Annotated in this window: 19 protein-coding genes; 8 read left to right on the forward strand and 11 right to left on the reverse strand. The window is 64.4% G+C overall.

All coding sequences use genetic code 11. The features are described from left to right. Positions 1–30: 30 nt before the first annotated feature. The 11 genes from C4J87_RS25390 to tagH are packed head-to-tail and all read right to left on the reverse strand — an operon-like array spanning position 31 to position 16,009. A complete protein-coding gene (locus C4J87_RS25390) occupies positions 31–1,743 on the reverse strand; it encodes an SUMF1/EgtB/PvdO family nonheme iron enzyme (RefSeq protein WP_124368833.1) in 1,713 nt (570 codons plus the stop codon). Beyond that, a complete protein-coding gene (locus tag C4J87_RS25395) occupies positions 1,736–2,920 on the reverse strand; it encodes an ABC transporter permease (protein ID WP_124368834.1) in 1,185 nt (394 codons plus the stop codon). Before C4J87_RS25395 ends, C4J87_RS25390 begins: the two co-directional genes overlap by 8 nt. Beyond that, complete coding sequence (locus C4J87_RS25400) at positions 2,920–3,624, reverse strand: ABC transporter ATP-binding protein (RefSeq protein WP_124368835.1); 705 nt, start codon at positions 3,622–3,624, stop codon at positions 2,920–2,922. Before C4J87_RS25400 ends, C4J87_RS25395 begins: the two co-directional genes overlap by 1 nt. Beyond that, a complete protein-coding gene (locus C4J87_RS25405; protein WP_124368836.1) occupies positions 3,624–6,602 on the reverse strand; it encodes a serine/threonine-protein kinase in 2,979 nt (992 codons plus the stop codon). Before C4J87_RS25405 ends, C4J87_RS25400 begins: the two co-directional genes overlap by 1 nt. Beyond that, positions 6,599–7,318 carry a PP2C family serine/threonine-protein phosphatase gene (locus C4J87_RS25410; protein WP_124364994.1) on the reverse strand — a complete coding sequence of 240 codons (720 nt, stop codon included), beginning with the start codon at positions 7,316–7,318 and terminating at the stop codon, positions 6,599–6,601. Before C4J87_RS25410 ends, C4J87_RS25405 begins: the two co-directional genes overlap by 4 nt. Continuing rightward, positions 7,319–7,972 (reverse strand): type VI secretion system-associated protein TagF, encoded by a 654-nt coding sequence (gene tagF, locus C4J87_RS25415; protein ID WP_124368837.1) that lies wholly within the window; start codon positions 7,970–7,972, stop codon positions 7,319–7,321. It lies immediately after the preceding gene. Further along, on the reverse strand, positions 7,969–11,469 hold the full coding sequence (gene tssM, locus C4J87_RS25420; protein WP_124368838.1) for a type VI secretion system membrane subunit TssM: 3,501 nt from the start codon (positions 11,467–11,469) through the stop codon (positions 7,969–7,971). The genes tagF and tssM overlap by 4 nt, the downstream gene beginning before the upstream one ends. Beyond that, positions 11,466–12,755, reverse strand: coding sequence for a DotU family type VI secretion system protein (locus tag C4J87_RS25425; RefSeq protein WP_124368839.1), 1,290 nt, complete (start codon positions 12,753–12,755; stop codon positions 11,466–11,468). Before C4J87_RS25425 ends, tssM begins: the two co-directional genes overlap by 4 nt. Positions 12,756–12,761: 6 nt before the next feature. Next, positions 12,762–14,096, reverse strand: coding sequence for a type VI secretion system baseplate subunit TssK (tssK, locus tag C4J87_RS25430; protein ID WP_124368840.1), 1,335 nt, complete (start codon positions 14,094–14,096; stop codon positions 12,762–12,764). A gap of 18 nt (positions 14,097–14,114) precedes the next feature. Continuing rightward, a complete protein-coding gene (tssJ, locus tag C4J87_RS25435) occupies positions 14,115–14,624 on the reverse strand; it encodes a type VI secretion system lipoprotein TssJ (RefSeq protein ID WP_124368841.1) in 510 nt (169 codons plus the stop codon). Between the two features lie 56 nt (positions 14,625–14,680). Further along, positions 14,681–16,009 carry a type VI secretion system-associated FHA domain protein TagH gene (gene tagH / locus C4J87_RS25440; RefSeq protein ID WP_124368842.1) on the reverse strand — a complete coding sequence of 443 codons (1,329 nt, stop codon included), beginning with the start codon at positions 16,007–16,009 and terminating at the stop codon, positions 14,681–14,683. A gap of 389 nt (positions 16,010–16,398) precedes the next feature. On the opposite strand from tagH, the gene tssA reads away from it, so the two are divergent. The 8 genes from tssA (at position 16,399) to tssH (ending at position 26,219) form a co-directional block, all read left to right on the forward strand. After that, a complete protein-coding gene (gene tssA / locus C4J87_RS25445; protein ID WP_124368843.1) occupies positions 16,399–17,418 on the forward strand; it encodes a type VI secretion system protein TssA in 1,020 nt (339 codons plus the stop codon). A gap of 54 nt (positions 17,419–17,472) precedes the next feature. After that, positions 17,473–17,979, forward strand: a complete 507-nt coding sequence (gene tssB / locus C4J87_RS25450) for a type VI secretion system contractile sheath small subunit (RefSeq protein WP_003195557.1) — start codon at positions 17,473–17,475, stop codon at positions 17,977–17,979. A gap of 2 nt (positions 17,980–17,981) precedes the next feature. Then, positions 17,982–19,478: a type VI secretion system contractile sheath large subunit gene (tssC, locus tag C4J87_RS25455; RefSeq protein ID WP_065953261.1), complete on the forward strand. Its 1,497-nt coding sequence runs from the start codon at positions 17,982–17,984 to the stop codon at positions 19,476–19,478. A 148-nt stretch (positions 19,479–19,626) separates the two neighbouring features. Then, a complete protein-coding gene (locus C4J87_RS25460; RefSeq protein ID WP_124368844.1) occupies positions 19,627–20,115 on the forward strand; it encodes a type VI secretion system tube protein Hcp in 489 nt (162 codons plus the stop codon). Between the two features lie 78 nt (positions 20,116–20,193). Then, the gene (gene tssE, locus C4J87_RS25465; protein WP_042945974.1) at positions 20,194–20,709 is read left to right on the forward strand and encodes a type VI secretion system baseplate subunit TssE; all 516 of its coding nucleotides are present in this window, start codon (positions 20,194–20,196) and stop codon (positions 20,707–20,709) included. Further along, on the forward strand, positions 20,706–22,565 hold the full coding sequence (gene tssF / locus C4J87_RS25470) for a type VI secretion system baseplate subunit TssF (RefSeq protein WP_124368845.1): 1,860 nt from the start codon (positions 20,706–20,708) through the stop codon (positions 22,563–22,565). Before tssE ends, tssF begins: the two co-directional genes overlap by 4 nt. Beyond that, on the forward strand, positions 22,529–23,572 hold the full coding sequence (gene tssG / locus C4J87_RS25475; RefSeq protein ID WP_124365004.1) for a type VI secretion system baseplate subunit TssG: 1,044 nt from the start codon (positions 22,529–22,531) through the stop codon (positions 23,570–23,572). The genes tssF and tssG overlap by 37 nt, the downstream gene beginning before the upstream one ends. After that, on the forward strand, positions 23,565–26,219 hold the full coding sequence (gene tssH / locus C4J87_RS25480; RefSeq protein WP_124368846.1) for a type VI secretion system ATPase TssH: 2,655 nt from the start codon (positions 23,565–23,567) through the stop codon (positions 26,217–26,219). Before tssG ends, tssH begins: the two co-directional genes overlap by 8 nt. Positions 26,220–26,337 lie beyond the last annotated feature (118 nt).

A 26,337-nucleotide genomic window follows, 5' to 3' on the forward strand; every position in this document is an offset into this window, starting at 1 on the left:
TCCCTTCCAAGCTCGCTAGACAGCCAACGATCAAGACCGCTGACCGCTCGCTGCGAGCAATTCCTTCAAGATCGTCGCCGGGTCGGCCCGCTGTTGCTTGCGGTAGTTGCCGACATGGCGAACGAACAGTGTCGCGCGCGTCACCAGGCTCTTGCCGAGCACCGGCTTGCGATCCAACTCTTCCTTGATTCGTTGAAACTGGGCCTGGATCACCGCATCGGTGTAGCGCGTGCCGGTAGCCAGGTTGTCGATGTAGATCGCCACCGCGCCGTCCAGCGCGCTGCGCCCGTTGGCGATGGCCATGTCGAACAGCTGCGCGCTGGCCTGGTCTTTGTTATCCACGGCCTGCTGGCGACTCTTCTGCAGGTTGGCCAGGCGAATGTTGTAGTTGCTGATGGTCTCGGCCACCAACGCGGCGGACTGAATCAGGTTGCCTGCCGCTTCCTCGCGCTGCTGGGCGATCAGCGAAACGTTGCGCTTGAGCTCTTCGTTGACCAGCCCCAGTTCGGCTTGCAGCTTGGGGTCGACGCTGGCGGCGATGATGCTGTCCAGGCGCTTGGTCGGGTCCTGGGCGTCGTCGATGGCGTCGGTCAGCGACGCCAGGCGGCCTTCTTTCTGCCACTGCGCAAACAGCTCCTTGTAGCGCGAGCGCGGCGCCGACAGCGCGCCAATCGCCACGCGAAAACCGGTGGTCTCGTTGCTTTGCTCGGTGCCATCGGCGGCAAACAGCGGGTACTCGCGGCGCATGCCGGTGAACAAGGTGCCTTCGCCTTCCAGGTAATTGCCGCCCTTGACCACGAAGCCGCCATAGGTGCCCTGGCGGCGCCCGGCGTGCACCAGTTGGAAGGATTCCTGGACCATTTCCGCAGCGTTGCCGATCACATCGAACATCCCGATCGGGTTGGGCAGCTTGGTGCCGATAGGCATCAGCCGTGCCGCCTGGCCGGTGCCGCCGGCGACCTGGTTGAACACCGCGTAATCGCTCAGTGGCCCGTCGTTTTCACTACCCTCGACGCGGCGCGGAAACAGGCGGCCTTCCAAGTCCTGGCGACTCACTGCCTGGCCACCGCGCGCGGCGAATTCCCATTCCACTTCGGTGGGCAAGCGCACAAAGCCCAGGCCGCCGTCTTCGGCCGAGGCCCCGCGCCCACTCACCGGCAGCAACTCGCGGTGGTATTTCATCAGCCAGGCGCTGTACACCGCCGAGAAGCGCTCGGCTTCAAAGCGCGACAGTTTCACTTTGGGCAAGCGCCCGGCCATACCCTCAGGCGCATCACAGGCCGGCGCCGGCTCGCCGCTGGCAAGGGACTGCGCCTGGGACATCACTTGGGCGTACTGGCGGGCGGTCACTTCGTACTTGCCGATGAAGTACAGCATGGGCTTGAGCGGGGTCTTGGCGTCGGTCTTCGGCATCAGCGGCGCGATGACGGTGTTCCAGTCCTTGGGCAGGTCCTTGAGGGTGAACTGGCCGTTGATGAAGTCGCGCCGGTAACCGGAGATAAACGATTGCTGGTAGCCCGCCTCGCCTTCGGCAAAGGGATAGCCGAGGCTCACCTCACGGTCGTCCAGGGTGCCCTGGGCCAGCACATAGGCGTAGCGGAACACCATATTGCCTTCGCATGGCAGCGGCAGGCTCACGTCGTCCGGCAACGGCTTGGGGTTGTCGAGCTTGTCGCTTGCCTCATCGGCCCAGGCCAGCGAGGCCAGGCTCAGCGCCACACAGGCGCCCAGTAACTTAAACATCTCTGATTCCTTCAGAAGCCTGGATACGCGCCACTCGCCAACCGCCACATGCCGCCGCCACGGCGCTGACGCCGAGCACAGCCGCCAGGGCCAGGCCGTAGTGACGCGCCAACAGATGGCTGGCGTATTCGCCCGGCACCTGCACGAATAATCGGTTCAAACCCGCCTCGGCCAGGCTATACAGCCCGGCACTGAGCACGGCGGCAAAACTTGCGCTGTACAGCGCCTGCATCACGACGAACAGCAACAGCGCAGCGGTGGAAAAGCCCAGCAAGCGCAACACCGACAACTCCCGGCGCTTGCGCGCCACCGCCGCCAACGCCCCGGCGAAGGTCGCCGCAAACGCACCGGCCAACGCCAACCCGCAGATGATCCAGAATACGAGCGACAGGTTGCGACTCAACGACTGCACCTGGGCGATGGTTTGCGCCTGGGTCGACACCAGCACATTCTGCCCGGCGAAATACAGCCGCAGCCGTTCCACATCGCTGAGCGTGCGCGCATACAAACGAAACGCCGGGTACACCCGCTGCTCGCCCACACCCGCCGCTTCACCCTCCCACTGCAACGCCGGCACTGCGCGGCCATCGCGATAATCTTCCACCGCCTCCAGCAATGACAGGTCAGCAAACAACCCGTCACGAGCGAAGGCTTCCAACGGCAATACCGCCAGCACCTGTACCCGCGTGCGCTGCACCTCGACGCGCCCTGCCAGTTGCCGCGCAAAGCGGGGCTCCAGCCAGTCGCCAGGCCGCGCCGCGAGCTTTTCGGCGGCGGTATGGCTGAGCACGATCTGGTCCAGGCCCTTCGGCATCGGCAAGCCAGCCAACAACGGGTCGCCCGCAGCGGTCGGCAGCATCTCCACTACCACGGTGCCCACCTGCGCGGTCGCCGCAATCTGCCGCGTACGCGGGATGGCAAACGCCACATCACTACGCTGGCCAAGCTGCTCGACGAGGGCGCTGCTGAATCGACCGCCGCCCAACGGAATAATTTCACGGGTGGCGGGGTCGGTCTCCAAGCGTTGGGTCAAACTGCTAACCAGTCCAAACTTCAGGCCAAATAACACCAGCAATGGCGCGATGACCGCCACCAGCGCCAGCACCGAACACGCCGACAGCCACGCATCGTTGCGGTAGTCCTGCCAGGCGAGCGACGAGACCAGGCCGATGCGCATCAGCACGCCTCCCCAAGCGTCGCCGTGACGCCGCCGTCCGCATCGCGACGGCAGCCGATGCGGCGCACCTGCAAGCCACTGGCGCGGGCCAAGGGTTCATCATGGGTGGCGATCACGCAGGCGGCGCGGTGTTCACGGGCCTGGGCCAGCAGCGCCTGCATCACGCGCTCGGCATTGAGCGGGTCGAGGGATGCGGTCGGCTCATCGGCCAGTACCAGTTGCGGCGCATGGGCCAAGGCGCGGGCACAGCTCACGCGCTGGCGCTGGCCCACCGACAACGCGGCCGGACGTTTGTCCAACTGGTCACTGATTTCCAGTTGCTCGGCCAGGCGCGCCACGCTGCCGTCGTCCTTTAACCCCAGCAACTGGCGGGACAAGGCGATATTGCCGCGCACATCGAGGAACCCCAGCAGCCCGCCGGTCTGCAGCACATAGCCCAAATGCCGGCTGCGCAACTGGGCCAAGGCGGTTTGACTGTCTGCGCGCCAAAGCCCGCCGATGTCGAGCTGGTTGAACTCAAACTGGCCGATCCGATCCGGCGCCAACACCAGCGCCAACATATCCAGCAAGGTGCTCTTGCCGCAGCCGCTGGGCCCGACAATCGCCAGTTGTTCACCTGCGCGCAGCTGCAGCGCCGGAATCACCAGGCTATAGCGCTGGCTGCCGACGCCCCGGCTTTTGTGCACCGCGTTCAGGCTCAGCATCACGGCAACGTCGACAACGGCACGCGGTACAACGCATCGCCCGGTTCGGCATCGCCGAAACGCACCCAGTTGGCCAGGTCATTGTGGAAGGTCTCGTAGAGGCGGATTTTCGAATCCAGCTCGTCGATAAAGTCTTCCTGCTCGGCCACGCTCAACGACAACCACAGGTCCTGGGTCATGTTCAGCGACTTGCTGCGATACGGCAGGCCTTCCAGGTATTCGCCCAGCAGGCCGCCGTCGGCCAGGTTGCCGCCCTTGCGCAGGGCTTGCGGGTCGCGGCTCATATAGGCCGAGGCGCTGGCGATTTCCTGGAAGAAGTCCTTGGGTGAGCTTTGGGTTTTGCGCGCCGCATCGACGATCAGTTTCAGCGACTGCTGCAGGTCGTTCAATTGCAGCTTGGTCAGCATCACGCACACCTGGAACGCCGGCAGCGCCGGGTTGGTCAGGTCGCGGTCGGCAGTCCAGGCGCTGACCAGCTGGGGCGCCTGGCTCGCGGTTTTGCGACCAAGGAAATCCATGTGCATCGCATAACCGACCGCGGCGGATTTATCCGCCAGGCTCGGAGTGGCACTGAGCAGCGGCACCGGCTGCGGCGTGTTGCTGCGCACCTGATGCACGAGGTTGGCGAACACCGTGCCAATCTCGTCGACGCGCTCACCGAGCTTGTGCACGTCACCACCGGGCACCGGCGTGTACAGGTCGCCGATTCGTGGGTTGGCGTCGGCGGTCAGGATGCGGTACTGGCTTTCGGCGCCGGCATGGGTTTTCTTGCCGGCGTCGGTGCGCAGATGCAGCGCGTAGATTTTGATCTGCTTGCCCAGCGCCGCCTGGCGCACTTCGGCTTCGTTCATCTGGGTGGCGGCGAACGGGTCGTTCTTGCGCAACGCACCGGCATCGGAGACCAGCAGGATGATGCGCCCGCCGTAGCCGGACCAATCCATGCCGTCCACAGCCTGCATCACCCCGGCAAACGCGTCTTCGTTGAACGAATGGCTGGACACCGTCGAGGCCTTGACCTGCCGCGCCATGTCGAGAAAGCGTTGCGGATCGCGGCCCTGGTCGAGGGTGATCAGGGTCTTGGCCACGTATTCCAGGCCGGGGGTTTTCTTGATGCTGTTGCGAAAGCCCACCAGGCCGAAGCTGACGCTGTCCAGCTCGCCGCGCTCGGCAATACGGGTTTGCAGCTCGTGTACTACGTCGCGCACTTGATCGATATACGGCTGCATCGACACGGTGGTATCGACCACCAGCACCACCGCCGTGCGGAAGGCGTCGGCATTGGCACTGGTCACAGGCGTCGCCGGCTTGGCGACCGCGCTGCTGCCAGGGTCGATGGAGGCGACATTGAGCAGCTGCACCGGCTGGCCGTTTTCGTCGAAGCTCTCTTTGGCATCGAAGATCGGCAACAGGTAGAACTGGTTCTGCGGTACCGCGCTGGCGGTGGGCTCCAGGGCCAGCACTTGCTGATTGTCTTCGCGGTTGTTCTGCGCCTTGGCTAACACAGCTTTCGCCGCAGCCGGATCGGCCAGCAGTTTTTCCACCTCAGCGGACTGGCGCAGGAACATCACCGGGGCACGGCCTGAGCGCTCGGTGAATTTGAGCACCAGGCTTTGCTTCCAGTCACTGACCTGCGAGGCCGGCAACCAACCGTCGCTGCGTCCGTCGGTAGCGGCGCCGACACGCACCCAAGAGCTGCCGTCGATATCTTTGCGCTGGTACACGTAGAGCACGGAAAACGCCGGCAGCGCCTTGCCCGGCGCGCTGCCGGCGTCCGCTGAAAGCTTGGCGCCGGGCTTGCTGAGCACGCGCTGGAACAGCGTTTTCTTGCCCGCCATCAGCAACGGTCGTTGACCACCGTCCACTTCAGCGACGGCTGCGGGCGGCGTCACCTTGGGAACTACGGCAGCCGGTGGTTGGGCAGGCTCATCGCTACTGCTCAACCACCAATAGCTGGCACCACCAATGGCCAGTGCCACCGCAACCGCCACGGCGGCCAATGCCAACACCGGCCCACGGCGCTGTTCGGACGGGGCATTGTGCTGCGTTGGCGTCACGACCGGTTGGCGCACTATCGGCTGCGGCTGTGGTTTGTCGGTGGGTATGTCGACGGTAACAGGCGTAATGCCCGCCAGGTCAAAACTCAGTGGAATCGGCAGCGGCCGCACCAAGGTGGCCTCCGGCGACTCCGCCGGCAGGTTGTCCAGGGCCCGCAGTAATGCATCGGCATCCGCGAAACGCTCCGCCGGGTCCTTGGCCAACAACTTGCGCAGCACCTCCTGGTAACGGCCGTGGTGCACCGGCAACTCCGGCAACGGCTCAGTCAGGTGTGCGAGGGCCGTGGAAAGCGCATCGGTTCCACGGTAAGGCAGCTCGCCGACCAGAATCTCGTAGAGCACCACGCCCAGCGCATACAGGTCGGCGCGCCCGTCGATCTCCTGGCCGCGTGCCTGTTCCGGGCTCATGTAGCTGGGCGTGCCCACGGCAAAGCCGGCCTGGGTGAATTGGGTGCGGTCGTCCAGGGACTTGGCGATGCCGAAGTCCGACAACACCGCCGTGCCATCGGCGCGGAACAGAATGTTCGCCGGCTTCACGTCGCGGTGCACCAGGCCCTGGGCATGGGCATAACCCAGCGCCGAGGCGATCTGGCGGATCAGCGTCACGCCCTGCTCCGGGGTCAGCCCGGCGGCGATGCGCTCCTTGAGCGTGCCGTTGGGCAGGTATTCCATGGCCATGTAGTACAGCTCATCGACATTGCCGATGTCATGGATGGTCACCGTGTGCGGGTGCGACAAGCGCGCCAGGGTCTTGCCTTCGCGCAGGAAGCGCTCGCAGAAGCTCGGGTCGGCCGCCAGCGCCGCCGCCATCACCTTCAATGCTACCTTGCGCTCCAGCGAGCGCTGGGTCGCCAGGTACACGTTGGCCATGGCGCCTTCGCCGATCTCGCCCTCGATGTCATAGCCCGGGATGACGATGTTCATGGCGAGACCTTCACGACGATGGTGGTGATGTTGTCCGGTGCGCCGCGATTGAGCCCCAGGTGCACCAGGCTGCGCACGATTTCATCCGGCGCGTCGTGGCCGAGGACCTCACGGATTTCGTGGTCCTCGACGGTCTTGGTCAGGCCGTCGCTGCACAGCAGGAAACTGTCGCCGGGGGCGATCAGCAGATCGACCGCCGCCACGTCCAGTTGCGCTTCCACGCCCACCGCACGGGTCACGATATTGGCGCGCGGGTGCACACGGGCATCGGCTTCGCTGAGCAGGCCGCTGTCTTGCAGGTCCTGCACGTAGCTGTGGTCGCGGGAGATGCTTTCCAACTCGCCGTCGCGCAGGCGGTACAGGCGGCTGTCGCCGGCCCACAGGCACACCCCGCGCAAGCCGCGCGCCGCCAGCACCACGACGGTGCTGCCCATCATGGTCACGCCCCGATTGGCGGTTTCTTCACGGACCGCCGCATTGATGCGGATCAGGTCGTTGCGCAAGGCCGCCGCGTATTCCTCAAGGGAGCGCCCAACCGGCACATTGCGCAGGCTGTCGACAATCAGGCTGCTGACATAATCCCCCGCCGCGTGCCCGCCCATGCCATCGGCCACCACCCACAGGCGGTTTTGCGGCAGGTCCAGGCATGCGTCTTCATTGACCTGGCGCACCATGCCCACATGGCTTTTGCTCGCCGATTGATACGTCGCCCCCATCTACACCACACCTTCTTGTCCGAGCAAAAACTGCGCAAAATCGCTGGCGGCAGGCAAGCCCTGACACCGTAATAAACCGGGGGAAATACGCTGCGAACCCCGGCCCCACCAGAGGCTGGCCCCTTCGCAGGCCTGTTCGGCGAGCGCCGCCATGCGCCCGAGGGGCACGCTGGCGGCCACCCGTTGCAGGCCGGCGAAACGGCTGTCGAGCGCACGCGGTTCGGTCGCCGGCACGCCCAGGCGGTCGAGGCCCTCGTTGAACCCTTCGAACGTCGCGCCCGCGTCCAGAGTGCTGAGCAGCAGCTCTTCGGTTTGTTCGAACCAGGCATCCGGCCCGCCCACCAGCGCAGCGGGGTTAGTGTCGTGATCGAGCACCGCCACCACCGCCAGCGGAAAATAACGCCCGACCCGATCGATACTCGGCATCACCACACCCGCCGCCGCGTCCGGCCCGCACACGCCTGGCGCGAGTACGAAGCGCCACAGCGGGCTGACCAGATAAGCGTTGAGCCAATCAGCGCCCAGGCTGTTCTGGCTGGCGAGCAAGCCTGCCGCCAGCCAGCTGTCCCATGGGCCGATAAAACTCTGGGGCAAGGCGCGGCTGATGAAATCACCGCGGCTGGCCAACTTGCCGTAGAAACCCAGCGTGGTCATAGCCGCTCCGGCAGGCTGAAGCCGCTGAGCACACGGCTCTTGAACGGGTTGAAGGCGCTATTGGCGCGCAGCTCGTAGGCAATGCTCGCGCCGTCGACCCGCAGGCGCAGATTGAAGCGGTCCGGCGAGTTGCCGGCGGTCAGGTCCGATTGTTCCAGCAGGCGGAACCAGGCCCAGGGGCCGTCGAGGGTCACGCCGGAGCGTCCGCTGGCCGCTGGCGGCATGATCGAGATACGCACCACGCCACTGCTGCCGGGATTCGGCCATTGCATCGCCACCGGCCGGCTCGGGCCGTGGTCGTAGCTCAGTTGCTGGCCATCGAGATCAAGCAGGAACTGGGTGATGGTCGGGTCCATCGAAACCGGCTTGAGTTCGAAGCGCACGATGGGCTGGGTGCCACCCGATCTGAAGAACGCGTCACGGATCGTCGCCGCGCGCTGGAAGGTTTGCAGCACGCCCGGCGCGATGCCGAGCTTCTGCGCCGCGCCCGGTTGCCAGCGCCAGGTCTGGGCCGAGGTGTCGACGTAGGGCTGCAGGTACTTGCGGAAGTAGTTATCCATCACCCCGCCGACGCCGAAGAACTGGCCGAAGTCATCCAGGGTCGCGTCCCGCGCACTGCCTGGCGACATCGGGTAGCGCCCGGCCAGGGACTGGCGATACACGTTGACCACTTCGCTGACCCAGGCCGCGTTCAGCTGGTTGCGCACGCCGCCCATCATGCTGTTGGTGGTGGAATTGACCACCGACTTGACCATGCCCTGCACCAGCGCAGGCTGGCGCTCGGCGTTCAGGCTGACCCGCGTGGCCGCCGCTGCCGCCTGGTTCTTCGCCTCGCCCAGCAAGGCATCGCCGCTGGCGCCGACCATGGCGCTGACCTGCACATACAGCGCGTTCATGTCCGATAGCAGGCCGTCGATCGCCGCCGGCTCGCCCTCGTTTTTGCTGACGATGCTGTTGAGTTCGGCAAAGTGCGCGGTGACCGGATCATCCGCAGCTGCGGGCGTATTGGCGCTCGCTTGCTCCTGGCCGAGCAGGCTGCCCAGGCGCTCCTTGAGCTTGTCGACGCCACCTTCTACCGGCACGCCCTTGGCGGCCAATTGGCGCTCTTCGGCTTGCAGGTCAGTCTCCCTGGCCACCGCCACCAGCAGCTTTTTCAGCGGCGAGGTCGGCCCCGAGATCACGCGCAGCACATCGGCCGCCTGGGCCACGCTGGTGATCGGCACAAAGTCGATGTCCGCCAGCAACGCATCCCATTGGCGCTGGTAATCCTGGAAGTACAAGCGGCGCACATCGGCGGCCAGGCTCACCACGTTCTGTTGATCGGCCTGTGCCTGGCCGAGCACCCATTGTTCTTCAGCCAGGGTACCGGTCTGGTTCAGGCTGCTCAGCAAAAACCCCTGGCGATAGCCCTTGGCCGTGAAAAACCCGCTCAGCGGTTCGCCCAACGGCTTGCCGCTCTTGCGGCTGAACACCAGTGCGGCATCGCGGCCGGCCGCTTCGTTGAGGCGAAAGTCCGGGATGCCGTCGGGCAGTTTCTGGCGCTTGACCCGGTCGTAGACGCGCTGGGCCACCGGCAGTTGTTGCAGTTGACGGCGCAGGTCATCGATCAGGCGTGGGTCAAGGCGCGCATTCGGTGGGTGGCGGTCAAACAGTGCCTGCAAATGCCCGGTCAACGCCTGGCGCTGATCGGCCGGCAGGTCGCGTGGCAGGTTGCGGTCCCAGTCGAGGGCGATCCAGGCCTTGATGAAGTCCGGGTCGTAATGCTCGCTGTCGGCCAGCATCAGGTAGGCCTTGAGGCCTTCGTAGAGAAAGTCCGAGTTGCCGCCGCCATGCAGCTGTTCTTCGATGCGCGTAACCAGCCGCGGCGCGAACACCGCAATCAACAACTTGCGGTAGACGCTCGCGGACTCGGCTTCGAGCATGTCGCCCTGGTACAGCCCCAGCCCTTCGGACCAGCTTGGCGAGTCACCCGCCAGGTTCTTCACCGCGTTGAGCAGCGGCAGCACGGCCAAGACTTCACGCTGCGCCGGGCTGAGGTTCTGCACGGCCTGGCCAAGGGGCGCAACCTTCTGATCGACCTGGGCGATATACGCTTGGTTGGCGCGATAACTCACCCACCACAGGCCGCTGACCACCACCACGGTGGCCACAGTGGCGGCCAGCACACCCCGGGCGATCCACTTGCGGCGGCGCTCGACTTTCGGGTTCACCCCCACCAGGCCGCGCTCGGCGAAAGCCACGGCGGTGAACAGCTTTTCGATGAAGTAACTGCGCCCGGTGCCGCTCTGGCGCGCCAGGTGCTGACGGTCCAGGTTCATGCTCTGGGCCATGGCGCCGATCAGGCGGTCAATCGGGCTGCCTTCCTGGGTGCCGCTGGTGAAGTACACGCCGCGCAACAGCACGCGCTCTTCGAAGGCGTTGGGTTTGAACACCCCTTCGAGGAAACTCTGCAGGCAGTCTTTCAGCGCACCGAACTGCTGAGGGAAGCCATAGATCAGGTCGCGGCGCGCCGGGTCGCGCTCTTGTTGCAGGCGTTCCACCAGGCGCTCGTTGAGGCGTTGCTCCAGGCCGGAGAATTCACTCTGCAGATGGGCCAGCGGGCTGTCGCTGTGTTTACCGTCGTCCAGGGCAAAGGTCATGCCCCACACCTGGGCGCGGTCTTCCTTGCTCAGGTTGTCGAAGAACTCCATGAAGCCCGGCACCAGGTCGAGCTTGGTCAGCATCAGGTAGATCGGGAAACGCACCCCCAGCTGGGTGTACAGCTCCTGGATACGCAAGCGAATCGCGGCCGCGTGGGCGGCGCGTTCGGCGTCGGTGCCGAGCAGCAGATCCGAGAGGCTGATGGCAATGAACGCGCCGTCGATGGGGCGGCGTGAACGCTGCTTTTTCAACAGGTCGAGAAAGCCCAGCCAGGCGGCCTTATCCACCGTGGAGTTGCTGTCCTGGGTGGTGTAGCGCCCGGCGGTGTCGAGCAAAACGGCCTGGTCGGTAAACCACCAGTCGCAGTTGCGCGTGCCGCCGACGCCGCGCACCGCACCGGCGCCCAACTGCGCAGCCAACGGGAAGTGCAGCCCGGAATTGACCAGCGCGGTGGTCTTGCCCGAACCCGGTGGGCCGATGATCACGTACCACGGCAGCTCATAGAGATTGCGGCGTTCGTCGCCACCCAGCTTGGCCTTCTTGAGCAGCGCCAGGGCTTCGTCCATGCGCTGGCGCAGGGTGCTGAGCTCTTCGGCGGTGGCCACGCTGTTGGGGTCGGCCGGGGTTTCTGCGGCCAGGCTGCGCATCACTTCGGCGGCCTGACGGCGCGCCTGGATGATGCGCAGCACGCGATAGGCGATCCACAGCGCAAACACCAGGATGATCAGCGCCCAGCGGCGCCCTTCCGGCACCAACACATCGAGCAACGGCCCGACGAACCAGATGATCAAGCCCAGGGCGATCAAACCCAGCACGGGGATCACCCAGCGAATCATGAAACTGAACAACGCCTTCACTCGACGCCCTCCGCCAATACGGTGATTTCAACCCGGCGATTGCGGGCACGGCCTTCGGCCGTACTATTGGTCGCCAACGGCTCGGTGTCGCTGCGGCCTTCGGCGCTGAAGCGCTCGGCCTGGCCGGTCTTGGCGGCAAGGATTTCCAGTACCGACTTGGCCCGCCCTTCGGACAGCGCCCAGTTCGACGGGAAGCGCAGCGTGGCAATCGGACGATTGTCGCTGTGGCCGGTCACCCGCACCTGGCCCTTGACCTTGCGGATCGCGTCGGCGATGCGCAGCATCAGCGGCTGGTAGTCATCGACGATGCTGGAGCTGGCGGACGCAAACAGTTCATCGCCACGAATTGTCACCACCGAGCGATCAACCTTGTCTTCCACGGCCACGCGGCCGGCCTTGATGTCTTCGGCCAGGAACCCGGCCAGACGCGGCCGTTCGATCACTTTTGGCTGCGCCACCGGACGGTCGATGGCCTGCACCGGGATCTCGCCCAGGGCATGGATATTCTTGAACACCGGTTCAGCCTGCGACGCCAGCAGCATGCGCAGGCCAAACAGCAACGCCAGCAGCAGCGCCAGGCCGATCGCCACGGCAATCCACGGCGGCATGAATTGCGCCAGGCGATCGCGGGCCACGGTCACGCCGCGCCAGTGCGGCGACAGCTCACGCTCGTGCTCGCCCCGCGCAGTGCGAATCGCGGCGGCGGTGCGCTCGCGCAAGGCTTCCAACTGGCTGCGCCCGTCGGTCATCACGCGGTAGCGGCCTTCGAACCCCAGGCACATGCACAGGTACAACAGCTCCAGCAGGTACAGGCGTTCCCGTGGGCTTTGCAGGCAGTGGTCCAGTAATTGGAAGACCTTTTCGCCGCCCCAGGCTTCGTTGTGTACGGTGATCAGCAAGCTCTGTTTGCCCCAATCGCTGGTGCTGCCCCAGGGCGTGCTCAACACGGCTTCATCCAGGGCGGTGCACAGCGCGTAACGGGCCAGCAGCACTTCGTTGCGCGCCACACCGGCGGCTTCGGCGCGCTCTTCGAATTGGCGCAGATAGGCCAGCAATTGCGCGCGCAGGCTGGCCGGCGCCGGGTGCGCGATGGTGTTGCGCAATCGCGTCAGCAAGGCCAGCAGCGGGCCGGCGGCGCTTTCCAGCGGGTTCAGGCCCTGGCTTTTGCCGGTGAGCATCGGCGCGGCCGGCATCGACAAGGGCGCCGGCTCCGCACGCGCAGGTTCCGGCGCACGGCCGCCTGGGCGCGGCATGAACTGAGTGCGGTCATCATCATTGGGATGCATCGCGGTTTATCCTCGGATCGCCCAGAAGGCCAGGTTCAAGCCCGGGAACTGCCCGGCGATGTGAAAGGCGAAACCGCCGGAATTGCTCAACTGCTGCCAGTGCTCGCTGCCCCGGTCCAGCTCGTAATAGGTGCTGCCCGCGTGATACGGCAACTGGCGTGGCGCCACCGGCAACGGCAGCAGGCCGATGCCCGGCAATTGCAGGTTGACCAGGTCGCGGATGTGCTCCACCGAGCCGACCTTGCTCTGCTGGCCAAAGCGCGCACGCAGGGTTTCGCCGGGCACGTCGGCACGCACCACGAGGATGAAGCTGGCGTTGTCGAGCAGGGTCTTGTCGGCCAGCATCGCCACATGGATGCCGTAGGCCTTTTCCACGATCGGGATCGGCGTGGCCTTGCTGTCGATCAGCATCGACAACGCTTCGCGCAGGGCCGCCATCACCGGGGCGAAGCTCAGGGCCAGGTCGTCGTGCTGGTAGTGCGGGTATTCCTGGGGGCGCCGGCCGGAGGTGGAAAACGTCGAAAACTCACCGGCAAGGCTAACCAGCTCGCTGAAGAGGCGTTCCGGGTGCAGCGGGCTCAACTGGCTGAAATGCTGGATCAGCGGCTGGGCGCGGTTGACCAGTTGCAGCAGCATGAAGTCGGCGATTTCCGAAGCGCCACCGGCACCCGAGGCCACCACACGACCGGCCAGGGCTTCGCCACGTTGGTGCAACAGGCCGAGCAGCTCACTGCGAAATGCGCTCAGCGGTTTGCTCGCGGCCACGTCCAGCACCGGCGGAATGTAGCTGTCATCGAGCACCAGTGCGCGGTCGGCGCGCTTTTCCTTGATGCGCACCAGGCCAATGGCGGCGTAGTCGCTGATGCCGTCCTGGGCGGTCAGCAAACGCAACGCCCGCGAGCCCACGGCCACCGGCGCGCGGTTTTCGAAGGGTGCGTTGTCGTCGCGCACTTCCCGCACCTGGCTCACGTAGCGCGCAGCTTCGAGAGCTTCGCCGGCATCCACGGTGTCACGCGCGCCGGCGCGTTTGAGCGGCAGGGCCAGGTACACCAGGCCGTCGCGCAGGTTATCGTCGATATTCAGCGGGCTCGGCGCCAGGTCGTCCTGGGGAATATTGAATGGCGTGCCGTCAGGCAACAGGCCACGCGCCGACACGATGGCCAGTTTGCCCTGGGCGAGCAGGCCCTGGTCGATCAGCAACTCGGAAAACCCCCAGGCGCCAGCGGACAGGGGACGGCTGCGCGCGTCGATCAGGTTTTCCAGGTAACGGTCATGCTGCTGGAAGTGCTGCGTTCCGATGAACATGCCTTCCGACCAGACCACGCGATTGTTCCAGGACATGGGGGCTCCGATTGCTTGTTATGGGGCTGGGCTGGCGGGGGTAGCCACGACGTCTGCGCGCACGGCACGCACATCAAGGCTGATCTGATATTCGGTGTATTGGCGTGGCGGCACGTTGATAACGGTGCGCCATTGCGCGCGGTCCAGCTCGCGGTAGCCCACCAGCAAGCCGATCTGGCGCGTGGCCGGGTCGAGATCGCGCTGGATGCTCAGCTGTTGGCCGGGCTGGATCACCACTTCGTCCTGGTCGAGCAGGTCCAGGCCAAGGGTGGATTGCGCACGATCAGCCAGGGCGAAGTAATCGGAGCGGGCGAAGGTGGCGGCGTTTTTCAGTTCGAAAATACGCACCCGTACTGGGGCGGCCTGGCCATTGGCGCCGGGGTTGAGCCCGGCAATCGCGTGAAAATGCAATTCGACGGCAGCCGTGTCCGCTTCAGCCTCGGCAGCGGCTTCGAGTTTGGCCGCGTCCTTGGCACACGCCGCCAGCAGCAGCGCGGTGGCGGCTACGAGTAAAAACCTGGGAATCATCCTGCGTCCTCAATGACGTGCTTAGCTATCCGTTTTATCCATCAGTGCGACGCGGTTCAGCGTCGCTGTCGTGCGCTGTGTTCTTCGTAGGCCCGGCTGAATTCGCGGCCGAACAGGTCCTGGAAATCTTCCTGGGCCTCGCGGGAAATAGTGTTGTAAAGCTCGGTGAATTGCTGCCAGTACTGGGCATGGCGCGAGCCGTTGAAAATACTCGAGAGGCCACCGGGCTTGCCCATGCGTTCTTCCAACTGCGCCGGTTCAAAGCGCAGCAGCAGATGCTTGAGCGCGGCTTCTACGCCGGCCATCACCGCCAATTGGTGGGTGCGCAGGTCGTCGAAACTGTCACGTACCGCGACATCAGGCGCCATAAACGCCTGGTTGCCGTGACGAAGCAGCAGCAGTAACGCTTCGTCGGCATTCGGGGCGAATTTCAATGGGTTGTTTTCGGCGGGGCGGATCATGGTTTGCTGCATGCGGAATTCGCCCTTGAGGCTGGCGCGGGCACGCAATACGTCGATCAGGCCTTCGACCATCAGCCGGTAGCTGCGGCCGATGCTTTCCATCTGGGCGCAGGCAGCGGCCGGGTCCAGGCGCAGCTGATCGAGGCCGGCACCGCGCAGGAAGGCTTGCAGCAGGTCGGGCTGCGGCTGGGCGTCGCCGACGGGGCGCACAACAGGCTCAACCACGGGCGGCGGTGGGGGAATCGGCGCGGGAGCTGGCGCAGCATTGATGAGCGGCGCGGGCGCGTCGCCAAACGGGTCCCAGTCTTCGGGAATCACCGAACCTTGCACCACCGGTGTGTCGGCAACCGGCACGGCGACCGGCGCCGGCGCACGGAAGTCGTGCTGCTCGGACGGCACATGGTCCGCCACGGTGGGCGGTGGCACGGCGGCGGGGCTGAGGAAGTCGAACAGGTCCGGCAGGGTTTCCATCGACGAGGCGCCATGGAACTGCGGCGCGATCATTGGCGTCGGCGCGGGCGGGCTCGCCACCGCGCCCATCAGCGCTTCAAAGCTGTTCGGCGACTCACCGGCAAACGGCTGGCTGTCGACGGCCTGCAGGTTGAAATCGATGCGCGCCTGGATTTCGTAATCGCCGATCCGGATCAGCTCGCCATCCTGCAGCGGCTCGCTGTTACCCCGGCGCAAACGGATACCGGCGTTGACCAACTCCACGCCGTTCGTACTGTTATCGGTTAAATAATAACGGCCGTCTTTGTATTGGATAACGCAATGTTGGGAGGAAACGAGGCGCTCGGGGTCGGGCAATACCCAGTCGTTTTCCGAACTGCGGCCGATCGCCATCGAGCCCTGGTTCATGGACTTTTCGGAGCACTGCCCAGGGGTAATCTTGTGATAACTAGTGATAGTCAAACACAGCGACATCTTGCCTCCTTGCTGATACATCGCGCGCGGTAGATCCAAGGGCTACGCTTGCCTGGATACTCCGCCAGGTCGTGGGGACGACCGTCTAAATCTGCAATTGCCAGCATGATCGCTGATCTTATCTGGCTTGCATGACAAAAATCCTCTGCGGACGCACCGTTCGACCCACCAGTCGCGCAGGTTGTTAAACACCGCACATCTGTCACAGAGGGCGAATAGCTTACCTTGACAAGGCATAAGTACTACACCAAAAATGCACAACTTCTTGAACATCAATGATGGCACGATAGTGGCACTCTGATGGTATCACCAAGAACATGCAAAGTTCACCGCGCAACTAATGCATGCATTGCCCGGCATCTAACGGGCTGATAGGGAGATCGAACTCAGTGGATGTGCCATTGTTGCTCACCGCCGTTTCCGCGTCCTCGCCCTGTGGCGAAGACATGGAATATGACGCGCAATTTCTGCAATTGGAACGTGATGCCAAGGGCCAGCCCGAGCGCAGCATGGGCGATTCGATCCTGCCCGCTGAGCCACCCGAATGGCGCAGCATCCAGCAGCAGAGCCTCGACTTGCTGCAGCGCAGCAAAGACCTGCGCATCACCCATTTCCTGCTGCAAAGTTCGCTCGCCCTGCAAGGCGTGGTCGGGCTGGCCGACGTCCTGACCCTGATCGATGCGTTATTGCGCCAATACTGGGCCGACCTGCACCCGCGCCTGGATGCCGATGACGATAACGACCCCACCGTGCGCATCAACGCGCTGTCCGGCTTGACCGGCGACACCACGATTCGTCTGCTGCGCGAGAGCATCCTCACGCGTTCGCGCACCTTTGGCCCGGTGAGCCTGCGCGCCGCGTTGAACGCCAGCGGCCTGCTGAGCTTTCCCGATGAACAACTGGGCGCCCAGCAACTCAGCGCCGCGTTCCTCGACAGCGACCCGGAGCAACTGCAGGCCACCCGCGACGCCTTGAGCGCGGCGCGTGCCGCCTGCGAAGCCATCGAGCAACAGGTCAACGAGCAGGTCGGTTCCGCCCGGGGCGTGGACCTCAGCGCGTTGAAACAGCCGCTCAAGCAGGCGCTGCAACTGCTCAACCAAGCGGTGCCAGGCACCGACAGCAGCAGCGAACCCGAGGCCGTCAGTGAAGACAACGCCCCCTCGGTGGGCTACGCCGCCGCCCCCGCAGCACCCCGCCCTGCCGGCGATATCGCCAGCCGCGATGAGGTGCTGCGCAGCCTCGACAAAATCCTTGCGTATTACACCCGGCACGAACCTTCGAGCCCGCTGCCGGTTCTGTTGAACCGCGCGAAGAATCTGGTGCACGCCGATTTCGCGGCCATCGTGCGCAACCTGATTCCCGACGGCATGTCCCAATTTGAAAACCTGCGCGGCCCGGACAGCGAGTAAGCCGCCGGACCGTGCAGTAACAACACCGTCGCTCAAGCGACCAGGAGCAGCAACGTGGCGAAGCAAAGTTCTCAGAAATTCATCGCGCGCAACCGCGCGCCTCGAGTGCAGATCGAGTACGACGTCGAGCTCTACGGCGCCGAGAAAAAGGTCCAGCTGCCCTTCGTCATGGGCGTAATGGCCGACCTCGCCGGCAAGCCTGCCGAGCCGCTGGCACCCGTGGCCGATCGCAAGTTCCTTGAAGTGGACGTCGACAACTTCGACTCCCGCCTCAAGGCCATGCAGCCACGCGTGGCGTTCCACGTACCCAATGAGCTGACAGGCGAAGGCAACCTGAGCCTGGACATCACCTTCGAAAGCATGGACGACTTCAGCCCGGCCGCCGTGGCGCGCAAGGTCGACTCCTTGAACCAGCTGCTCGAAGCCCGCACCCAGCTGGCCAACCTGCTGACCTACATGGACGGCAAGACCGGCGCCGAAGAAATCATCATGAAGGCGATCAAGGACCCGGCACTGCTCCAGGCACTTGCCAGTGCGCCCAAGCCTGCAGGGGAGCAGTAAGCATGACTGACAATACCGTTCGCGAAGGCGCGTCCAACCTGGGCGCCACCGAAGAAACCAGCGAGTTCGCCTCGCTGTTGATGCAAGAATTCAAGCCCAAGACCGAGCGCGCCCGCGAAGCCGTGGAAACCGCCGTGCGCACCCTGGCCGAACAGGCTTTGGCGCAAACCGACCTGGTGTCCAACGACGCGATCAAGTCGATCGAATCGATCATCGCCGCCATCGACGCCAAGCTCACCGCCCAGGTCAACCAGATCATCCACCATCAGGATTTCCAGCAGCTGGAAAGCGCCTGGCGTGGCCTGCACTACCTGGTCAACAACACCGAGAGCGATGAGCAGCTGAAGATTCGCGTGCTCAACATCTCCAAGCCGGACCTGCACAAGACCTTGAAGAAATTCAAAGGCACGGCGTGGGACCAGAGCCCGATCTTCAAGAAGATGTACGAAGAAGAATACGGCCAGTTCGGCGGCGAACCCTACGGCTGCCTGGTAGGCGACTACTACTTCGACCAGTCGCCACCCGATGTGGAATTGCTGGGCGAGCTGTCGAAAGTCTGCGCCGCCATGCACTCGCCGTTCATCGCTGCGGCTTCGCCCACCGTGATGGGCATGGGCTCCTGGCAGGAACTGTCGAACCCGCGCGACCTGACCAAGATCTTCACCACCCCGGAATACGCCGGCTGGCGCTCGCTGCGTGAATCGGAAGACTCACGCTACATTGGCCTGACCATGCCGCGCTTCCTCGCGCGCCTGCCGTATGGCGCCAAGACCGACCCGGTGGAAGCCTTCGCTTTCGAAGAAAACACCGACGGTGCCGACAGCTCCAAGTACACCTGGGCCAACGCCGCGTACGCGATGGCGGTGAACATCAACCGTTCGTTCAAGCACTACGGCTGGTGCTCGCGCATCCGTGGCATCGAGTCCGGCGGTGAAGTGGAAAACCTGCCGGCCCACACCTTCCCGACCGACGACGGTGGCGTGGACATGAAGTGCCCGACCGAAATCGCCATCAGCGACCGCCGTGAAGCGGAACTGGCGAAGAACGGTTTCATGCCGCTGCTGCACAAGAAAAACACCGACTTCGCCGCGTTCATCGGCGCCCAGTCGTTGCAGAAACCGGCCGAATACGATGACCCGGACGCCACCGCCAACGCCAACCTGGCCGCGCGCCTGCCGTACCTGTTCGCCACCTGCCGTTTCGCGCACTACTTGAAGTGCATCGTGCGCGACAAGGTCGGCTCCTTCAAAGAGAAGGACGAAATGCAGCGCTGGTTGCAGGACTGGATCCTCAACTATGTCGACGGTGACCCGGCGCACTCCACCGAAACCACCAAGGCCCAGCATCCCTTGGCAGCCGCCGAAGTGATCGTGGAAGAAGTGGAAGGCAACCCGGGGTACTACAACTCCAAGTTCTACCTGCGCCCGCACTACCAGCTCGAAGGGCTGACGGTGTCGTTGCGCCTGGTATCGAAGCTGCCTTCGGCCAAGAGCGCTTAAGTAACTCGCTCGTTCCCACGCTCCGCGTGGGAATGCCGCCCGGGGACGCACTGCGTCCCAGTAACGCAGAGCGTCACAGGATGCGTTACCACGCAGAGCGTGGGAACGATCACCAAATCAAGTGGCCTGGGCCACACAGGGAGAAAACATGGCTGTTGATATTTTCATCAAGATCGGCGACATCAAGGGCGAGTCCATGGACAAGACCCACAAGGACGAGATCGACGTGTTGAACTGGAGCTGGGGCATGGCCCAGTCCGGCAACATGCATGTGGGCGGTGGCGGCGGCGCGGGCAAGGTGAATATCCAGGACCTGTCGCTGACCAAATACGTCGACAAGGCGTCGCCGAACCTGATGATGCACTGCGCCAGCGGCAAGCACATCGACAAGGTCAAGCTGACCGTGCGCAAGGCCGGTGGCGAAAGCCAGGTCGAGTACATGGTGATCAACCTGGAAGAAGTCCTGGTGACCTCGCTGAGCACCGGCGGTTCGGGCACCGATGACCGCCTGACCGAGAACGTCACCCTGAACTTCGCCCAAGTGATGGTCGACTACCAGCCGCAGAAAGCCGACGGCACCAAAGACGGCGGCGCGATCAAATTTGGCTGGAACATCCGTTCCAACACCAAGCGCTGATAGCCCTTGTGACCGTGGTTTCACGCCACGGTCGCAAACCTTGTGTTCCTCTCGCAACCCGTCCGTGGAGCTGCTTTGGTGGTAACTGAAATCGCTTCCCGCGACCGTCTGCAACCGTCCCTGCTGGACCGGCTGACCGACGACGACCCAACCAATCCAAAGGAAAGCGCCGACAAACGCGTGCTGTCCCTGACCCAATTGAAAGCCTCGGTATTGCGCGACCTGGCGTGGCTGCTCAACACCACGTCGTTGCTCGATGCCGATGCCACGCTGCACACCCCGGCCGGCACCTCGGTGGTCAATTACGGCCTGCCGGCGCTGGCGGGCAACAGCGTTTCCAGCGTGGACATCAAGGCCCTGGAAGCGCTGATCTACCAAGCCATCGCGACGTTCGAGCCGCGCATCCTGCGCCACACGCTGCGCGTCAAAGCCCGCGTCGGCCAGGGTGAAATGAACCACAACGCCTTGAGTTTCGAGATCGAAGGCGACCTGTGGGCCCAGCCGGTGCCGTTGCGCCTGCTGCTGCAAACCGACCTGGACCTGGAGTCCGGCCATGTGCGTGTAGTGAACGCCGACCAACGGAGGCGCCCATGAACCCGCGCCTGCTGGAGCTGTACAACCAGGAATTGCACCACGTGCGCGAAAGCGCCGCCGAGTTCGCCAAGGAATACCCGAAGATCGCCAGTCGGCTGACCCTGTCCGGCATGGACTGCGCCGACCCGTACGTCGAACGCCTGCTCGAGGGCTTTGCCTACCTCACCGCCCGCGTGCAGCTCAAGCTCGACGCCGAGTACCCGACCTTCACCCACAACCTGCTGGAAATCGCCTACCCGCATTACCTGGCGCCCACGCCGTCGATGACCGTGGTGCAACTGCAGACCGACCCCGACGAAGGCTCCCTCGCCAGCGGCTTCCCCCTGCCCCGCGACACGGTACTGCGCGCCGCCCTGGGCCGTGAAACCCAGACCTGCTGCGAGTACCGCACGGCGCACCCGGTGACGCTGTGGCCGTTGCAGGTGAGCAATGCCGAATACTTCGGCAACCCTGCCGCCGTGCTCGGTCGCCTGGCCGCCAGCGAACCGAAAGCCAAGGCCGGTTTGCGCCTGACCCTGCGCACCGGCGCCGAGTTGCCATTCAACAGCCTCGACTTGGATAACCTGCCGCTGTACCTCAGCGGCGCCGATGAGCAGCCGTTCCGTCTCTATGAACAATTGCTGGGCAACGCCTGCGCGGTGTTCGCACGCAAGCCCGGCGGTGATTGGGTTGAGCGTTTGCCTCAGGACGCCTTGCGCTCACGGGGCTTTGACGACGCCGACGCGGCCATGCCGGTGGTGGCGCGTGCGTTCCAGGGCTATCGGTTGTTGCAGGAATATTTCGCCCTGCCCCACCGCTTCCTGTTCGTTGAATTCGCCGAACTGAGCCGTGCGGTCAAACGCTGCGACGGCCAGGAGCTGGAACTGATCGTGCTGTTCGACCGTCACGAGCCGAGCCTGGAGGGCAGCGTGGGCGCGGCGCAATTCCTGCCGTTCTGCACGCCGGCGATCAACCTGTTTCCCAAACGCGTGGACCGCATCCACCTGTCCGACCGGGTCAACGAACACCATGTGATTGCTGACCGCACACGGCCGATGGATTTCGAGATTCATTCGTTGAGCGGCCTCACCGGCCATGGCACCGGGCCAGAGCAGCCGTTTTTGCCGTTTTATGCGGTGCGCGATCCCTCCCGCTACGGCCGCGACCAGGCCTATTACACCGTGCGTCGCGAACCGCGTGTGCTGTCCAGCGACCAGCGCCGCAACGGCCCGCGTTCCACCTATGTGGGCAGCGAAACCTTCGTCAGCCTGGTGGACAGCCAGCAAGCACCGTACCGCCATGACCTGCGCCAGTTGGGCGTGACCGCGCTGTGCACCAACCGCGACCTGCCGCTGTTCATGAGCGTGGGTAACGGCAAGACCGATTTCACCCTGGCCGACAGCGCCCCGGTGCTCTCGGTGCGGTGCGTCGCCGGCCCCAGCCGCCCGCGCCCCAGCCATGCCCACGATGCCAAGGCCTGGCGGCTGATCAGCCAGTTGTCGCTCAACTACCTTTCCTTAAGTGAACAGGGCCAGGGCGCCGGCGCCTTGCGTGAGCTGTTGCGCCTGTACGGCGACAGCAACGACGCCGCCCTGCAATTGCAGATCGAAGGCTTGCGCGAAGTCAGCAGCAAGGCGGTGACCCGACGCCTGCCGATGCCGGGCCCGATTGTGTTTGGCCGCGGGTTGGAGATCACCCTGGAATTCGATGAAAACGCGTTTCGCGGCACCGGTGTGTTCTTGCTCGGTGCGGTGCTGGAACGCTTCCTGGCACGCTACGTGTCGATCAACAGTTTTACCGAGACGGTGATCCGTACCACCGAACGCGGCGAGATCATGCGATGGAAAGCCAAGCCCGGACGTCGTCCGACCCTGTGAGTACCCTGGACGCGATGCACCAGGAGCCCTGGGAATACGACTTCTTCCAGGCGCTGCGGCGTATCGAGTGCGAATCGCCGGACCTGCCGCGCCTGGGCCATTCCCTGCGCCTGGCGGATGACCCGCTGCGCCTGGGCCAACGGGCCGATTGCACCTTCGCCCCGGCTACGCTGGCCTCGGTCGACCCCGGCGGTGACGGCAAGCCGGCGCGGCTGGAGCAATTCTTCTTCGGCCTCGGCGGCCCCAACGGCCCGCTGCCGCTGCATATCACCGAATACGTGCGCGAGCGCCAGCGCAACAATGCCGACAGCACCAGCAAACAGTTCCTGGATGTGTTCCACCATCGCCTGCTGACCCTGTTCTACCGGGCCTGGGCCGAGGCACGCCCGACGGTCAGCCATGACCGCCCGGACGATGACTACTGGTCCGCACGCCTCGCCGCCTTGAGTGGCCGCGGCATGCCGAGCTTGCTCAACCAGGGCTTGATCCCCGACACGGCGAAGCTGCATTACAGCGGCCACCTGTCGGCGCAGACCCGTTACCCGGATGGCTTGAAGGCCATCCTCAGCGAGTACTTCGGCTTGCCGGTGGAAATCGAAGAATACGTCGGCCAATGGCTGGAATTGCCCGAACGCAGCCGCGTCGGCGTCAGCGCCAACCGGCTCGGCGTGGATTTCTGCCTGGGCAGCCATGTGTGGGACCGCCAGCACAAATTCCGCATTCGCCTCGGGCCGCTGAAACTCGACGATTACATGGGCATGCTGCCCGGCCACCAGCCGTTCAACGAACTGGTGGCGTGGGTGGCCGAGTACCTGGGCCATGAACTGGACTGGGACTTGAACCTGGTCCTGCAACAACCCGAAGTCCCGGCGCTGCAACTCAACGGCCAGTTCCGCCTGGGCTTCAATACCTGGCTCGGCCAACCTGCGCATGACGCCAACGACCTAATCCTGGCCCGGCATTACGCCGATCACGCCACCACCTCAAGGAATCCAGAGCATGGGTGAAATCAGTCGCGCCGCACTGTTCGGCAAACTCAACAGCGTGGCCTACAAGGCCATCGAAGCCGCCACCGTGTTCTGCAAACTGCGGGGCAACCCGTATGTGGAGCTGGCCCACTGGTTTCACCAGTTGCTGCAGCTGCAGGACTCGGACCTGCACCGCATCATCCGCCAGTTCAACGTGGAGCCGGCGCGCCTGGCCCGCGACCTCACCGAAGCCCTGGACCGCCTGCCGCGCGGCTCGACCTCGATCACTGACCTGTCGTCCCATGTGGAAGAAGCGGTGGAGCGCGGTTGGGTGTATGGCAGCCTGATGTTCGGCGAAAGCCAGGTGCGCACCGGTTACCTGGTGCTGGGCATCCTGAAAACCCCGAGCCTGCGCCATGCGCTGCTGGGCTTGTCGGCCGAATTCGACAAGATCAAGCCCGAGGCCTTGAGCGAGCGGTTTGATGAATACGTCGGCGACTCGCCTGAGAATGCCCTTGGCGCCAGCGATGGTTTCAATGCCGGTGTTCCCGGCGAAGCCAGCGGCGCCATGGCCCCCAGCGCGATGGGCAAGCAGGAAGCGCTCAAGCGCTTCACCGTCGACCTGACCGAACAGGCGCGCAGCGGCAAGCTCGACCCGATCGTGGGGCGCGATGAAGAGATTCGCCAACTGGTGGATATCCTCATGCGCCGGCGCCAGAACAACCCGATCCTCACCGGTGAAGCCGGGGTGGGCAAGACGGCCGTGGTCGAAGGTTTCGCCCTGCGCATCGTCGCCGGCGATGTACCGCCGGCGCTCAAGGACGTGGAACTGCGCAGCCTCGACGTGGGCTTGCTGCAAGCCGGCGCGAGCATGAAAGGCGAGTTCGAACAGCGCCTGCGCCAGGTCATCGAAGACGTGCAGGCCTCGGCCAAGCCGATCATCCTGTTTATTGACGAAGCCCACACCCTGGTCGGTGCCGGTGGCGCTGCCGGTACGGGCGACGCGGCCAACCTGCTCAAGCCTGCCTTGGCCCGTGGCACCCTGCGTACCGTGGCCGCGACGACCTGGGCCGAGTACAAGAAGCACATCGAAAAAGACCCGGCCCTGACCCGCCGCTTCCAGGTGGTGCAAGTTGCCGAGCCGTCGGAAGACAAAGCGCTGCTGATGATGCGCGGCGTGGCCTCGACCATGGAGAAACACCATCAGGTGCAGATTCTCGATGAAGCCCTGGAAGCCTCGGTGAAGCTGTCCCACCGCTACATCCCCGCGCGCCAGTTGCCAGACAAATCCGTGAGCCTGCTGGACACCGCCTGCGCCCGCGTCGCCATCAGCCTGCACGCCGTGCCTGCCGAAGTGGACGACAGCCGCCGCCGTATCGAAGCGCTGCAAACCGAGCTGCAAATCATCGCTCGGGAACATGCGATCGGCATTGCGATTGGCGCGCGTCAAACCAACAGCGAAGCGCTGCTGACGGCCGAGCGTGAGCGCCTGGCCACTCTGGAAAACCGTTGGGCCGACGAGAAAGCCTTGGTGGATGAGCTGCTCGCCACCCGCGCGACGCTGCGCGAAAAAGTCGGCGACGTCGACAGCGGCAACGATGAATTGCGCGCCCAACTGGTGGACCTGCAACAGCGCCTCAGCGCCCTGCAAGGCGAAACCCCGTTGATCCTGCCCACCGTGGATTACCAGGCCGTGGCCTCGGTGGTTGCGGACTGGACCGGTATCCCGGTGGGCCGCATGGCGCGCAACGAACTGGAAACCGTGCTCAACCTCGACCAACACCTGAAGAAACGCATCATCGGCCAGGACCACGCTCTGCAGATGATCGCCAAGCGCATCCAGACCTCCCGCGCCGGCCTCGATAACCCGAGCAAGCCGATTGGCGTGTTCATGCTCGCCGGCACCTCGGGCGTGGGCAAGACCGAAACCGCCCTGGCCCTGGCCGAAGCCATGTACGGCGGCGAGCAGAACGTGATCACCATCAACATGAGCGAATTCCAGGAAGCCCACACGGTTTCCACCCTCAAAGGTGCGCCACCGGGCTATATCGGCTATGGCGAAGGCGGCGTGCTGACTGAAGCGGTGCGGCGCAAACCCTACAGCGTGGTGCTGCTGGACGAGGTGGAAAAAGCCCACCCGGATGTGCATGAAATCTTCTTCCAGGTGTTCGACAAGGGCGTGATGGAAGACGGCGAAGGCCGCGTGATCGACTTCAAGAACACCTTGATCCTGCTGACCACCAATGCCGGTACCGAGCTGATTTCCCGCGTCTGCAAAGACCCGGCGAACATCCCCGAGCCCGAGGAAATCGCCAAGGCCCTGCGCCAGCCGCTGTTGGAGATCTTCCCGCCCGCGCTGCTCGGCCGCCTGGTAACCATTCCCTATTACCCGCTGAGCGACGAGATGCTCAAGGCGATCACTCGCCTGCAACTGAACCGCATCAAGAAGCGCGTGGAGAATACCCACAAGGTCGCCTTCGACTACGACGACGCGGTGGTCGACCTGATCGTCTCACGCTGCACCGAAACCGAAAGCGGCGGGCGCATGATCGACACCATCCTGACCAACAGCCTGCTGCCGGACATGAGCCGTGAATTCCTCACGCGCATGCTCGAAGGCAAGGCGCTGGCGGGGGTGCGCATCAGCAGCCGGGATAATGAATTGCACTACGACTTCAGCGATTAACCTGACGGAATGCTGCTCAAAATGTGGGAGGGGGCTTGCTCCCGATAGCGGTGCACCAGTCACCCAATGTATCAACTGACACACTGCTATCGGGAGCAAGCCCCCTCCCACATTTGGA

This window comes from Pseudomonas sp. R1-43-08 (assembly GCF_003852255.1).
In the GTDB taxonomy this organism is placed as follows: Bacteria; Pseudomonadota; Gammaproteobacteria; order Pseudomonadales; family Pseudomonadaceae; genus Aquipseudomonas.

Coding starts and splice junctions, on each gene's coding strand:
- C4J87_RS25390 (WP_124368833.1), bottom strand. CDS start 1,743: ATGTTTAAGTTACTGGGCGCCTGTGTGGCGCTGAGCCTGGCCTCGCTG.
- C4J87_RS25395 (WP_124368834.1), bottom strand. CDS start 2,920: ATGCGCATCGGCCTGGTCTCGTCGCTCGCCTGGCAGGACTACCGCAAC.
- C4J87_RS25400 (WP_124368835.1), bottom strand. CDS start 3,624: ATGCTGAGCCTGAACGCGGTGCACAAAAGCCGGGGCGTCGGCAGCCAG.
- C4J87_RS25405 (WP_124368836.1), bottom strand. CDS start 6,602: ATGAACATCGTCATCCCGGGCTATGACATCGAGGGCGAGATCGGCGAA.
- C4J87_RS25410 (WP_124364994.1), bottom strand. CDS start 7,318: ATGGGGGCGACGTATCAATCGGCGAGCAAAAGCCATGTGGGCATGGTG.
- tagF (WP_124368837.1), bottom strand. CDS start 7,972: ATGACCACGCTGGGTTTCTACGGCAAGTTGGCCAGCCGCGGTGATTTC.
- C4J87_RS25425 (WP_124368839.1), bottom strand. CDS start 12,755: ATGCATCCCAATGATGATGACCGCACTCAGTTCATGCCGCGCCCAGGC.
- tssK (WP_124368840.1), bottom strand. CDS start 14,096: ATGTCCTGGAACAATCGCGTGGTCTGGTCGGAAGGCATGTTCATCGGA.
- tssJ (WP_124368841.1), bottom strand. CDS start 14,624: ATGATTCCCAGGTTTTTACTCGTAGCCGCCACCGCGCTGCTGCTGGCG.
- tagH (WP_124368842.1), bottom strand. CDS start 16,009: ATGTCGCTGTGTTTGACTATCACTAGTTATCACAAGATTACCCCTGGG.
- tssC (WP_065953261.1), top strand. CDS start 17,982: ATGACTGACAATACCGTTCGCGAAGGCGCGTCCAACCTGGGCGCCACC.
- C4J87_RS25460 (WP_124368844.1), top strand. CDS start 19,627: ATGGCTGTTGATATTTTCATCAAGATCGGCGACATCAAGGGCGAGTCC.
- tssF (WP_124368845.1), top strand. CDS start 20,706: ATGAACCCGCGCCTGCTGGAGCTGTACAACCAGGAATTGCACCACGTG.
- tssG (WP_124365004.1), top strand. CDS start 22,529: ATGGAAAGCCAAGCCCGGACGTCGTCCGACCCTGTGAGTACCCTGGAC.
- tssH (WP_124368846.1), top strand. CDS start 23,565: ATGGGTGAAATCAGTCGCGCCGCACTGTTCGGCAAACTCAACAGCGTG.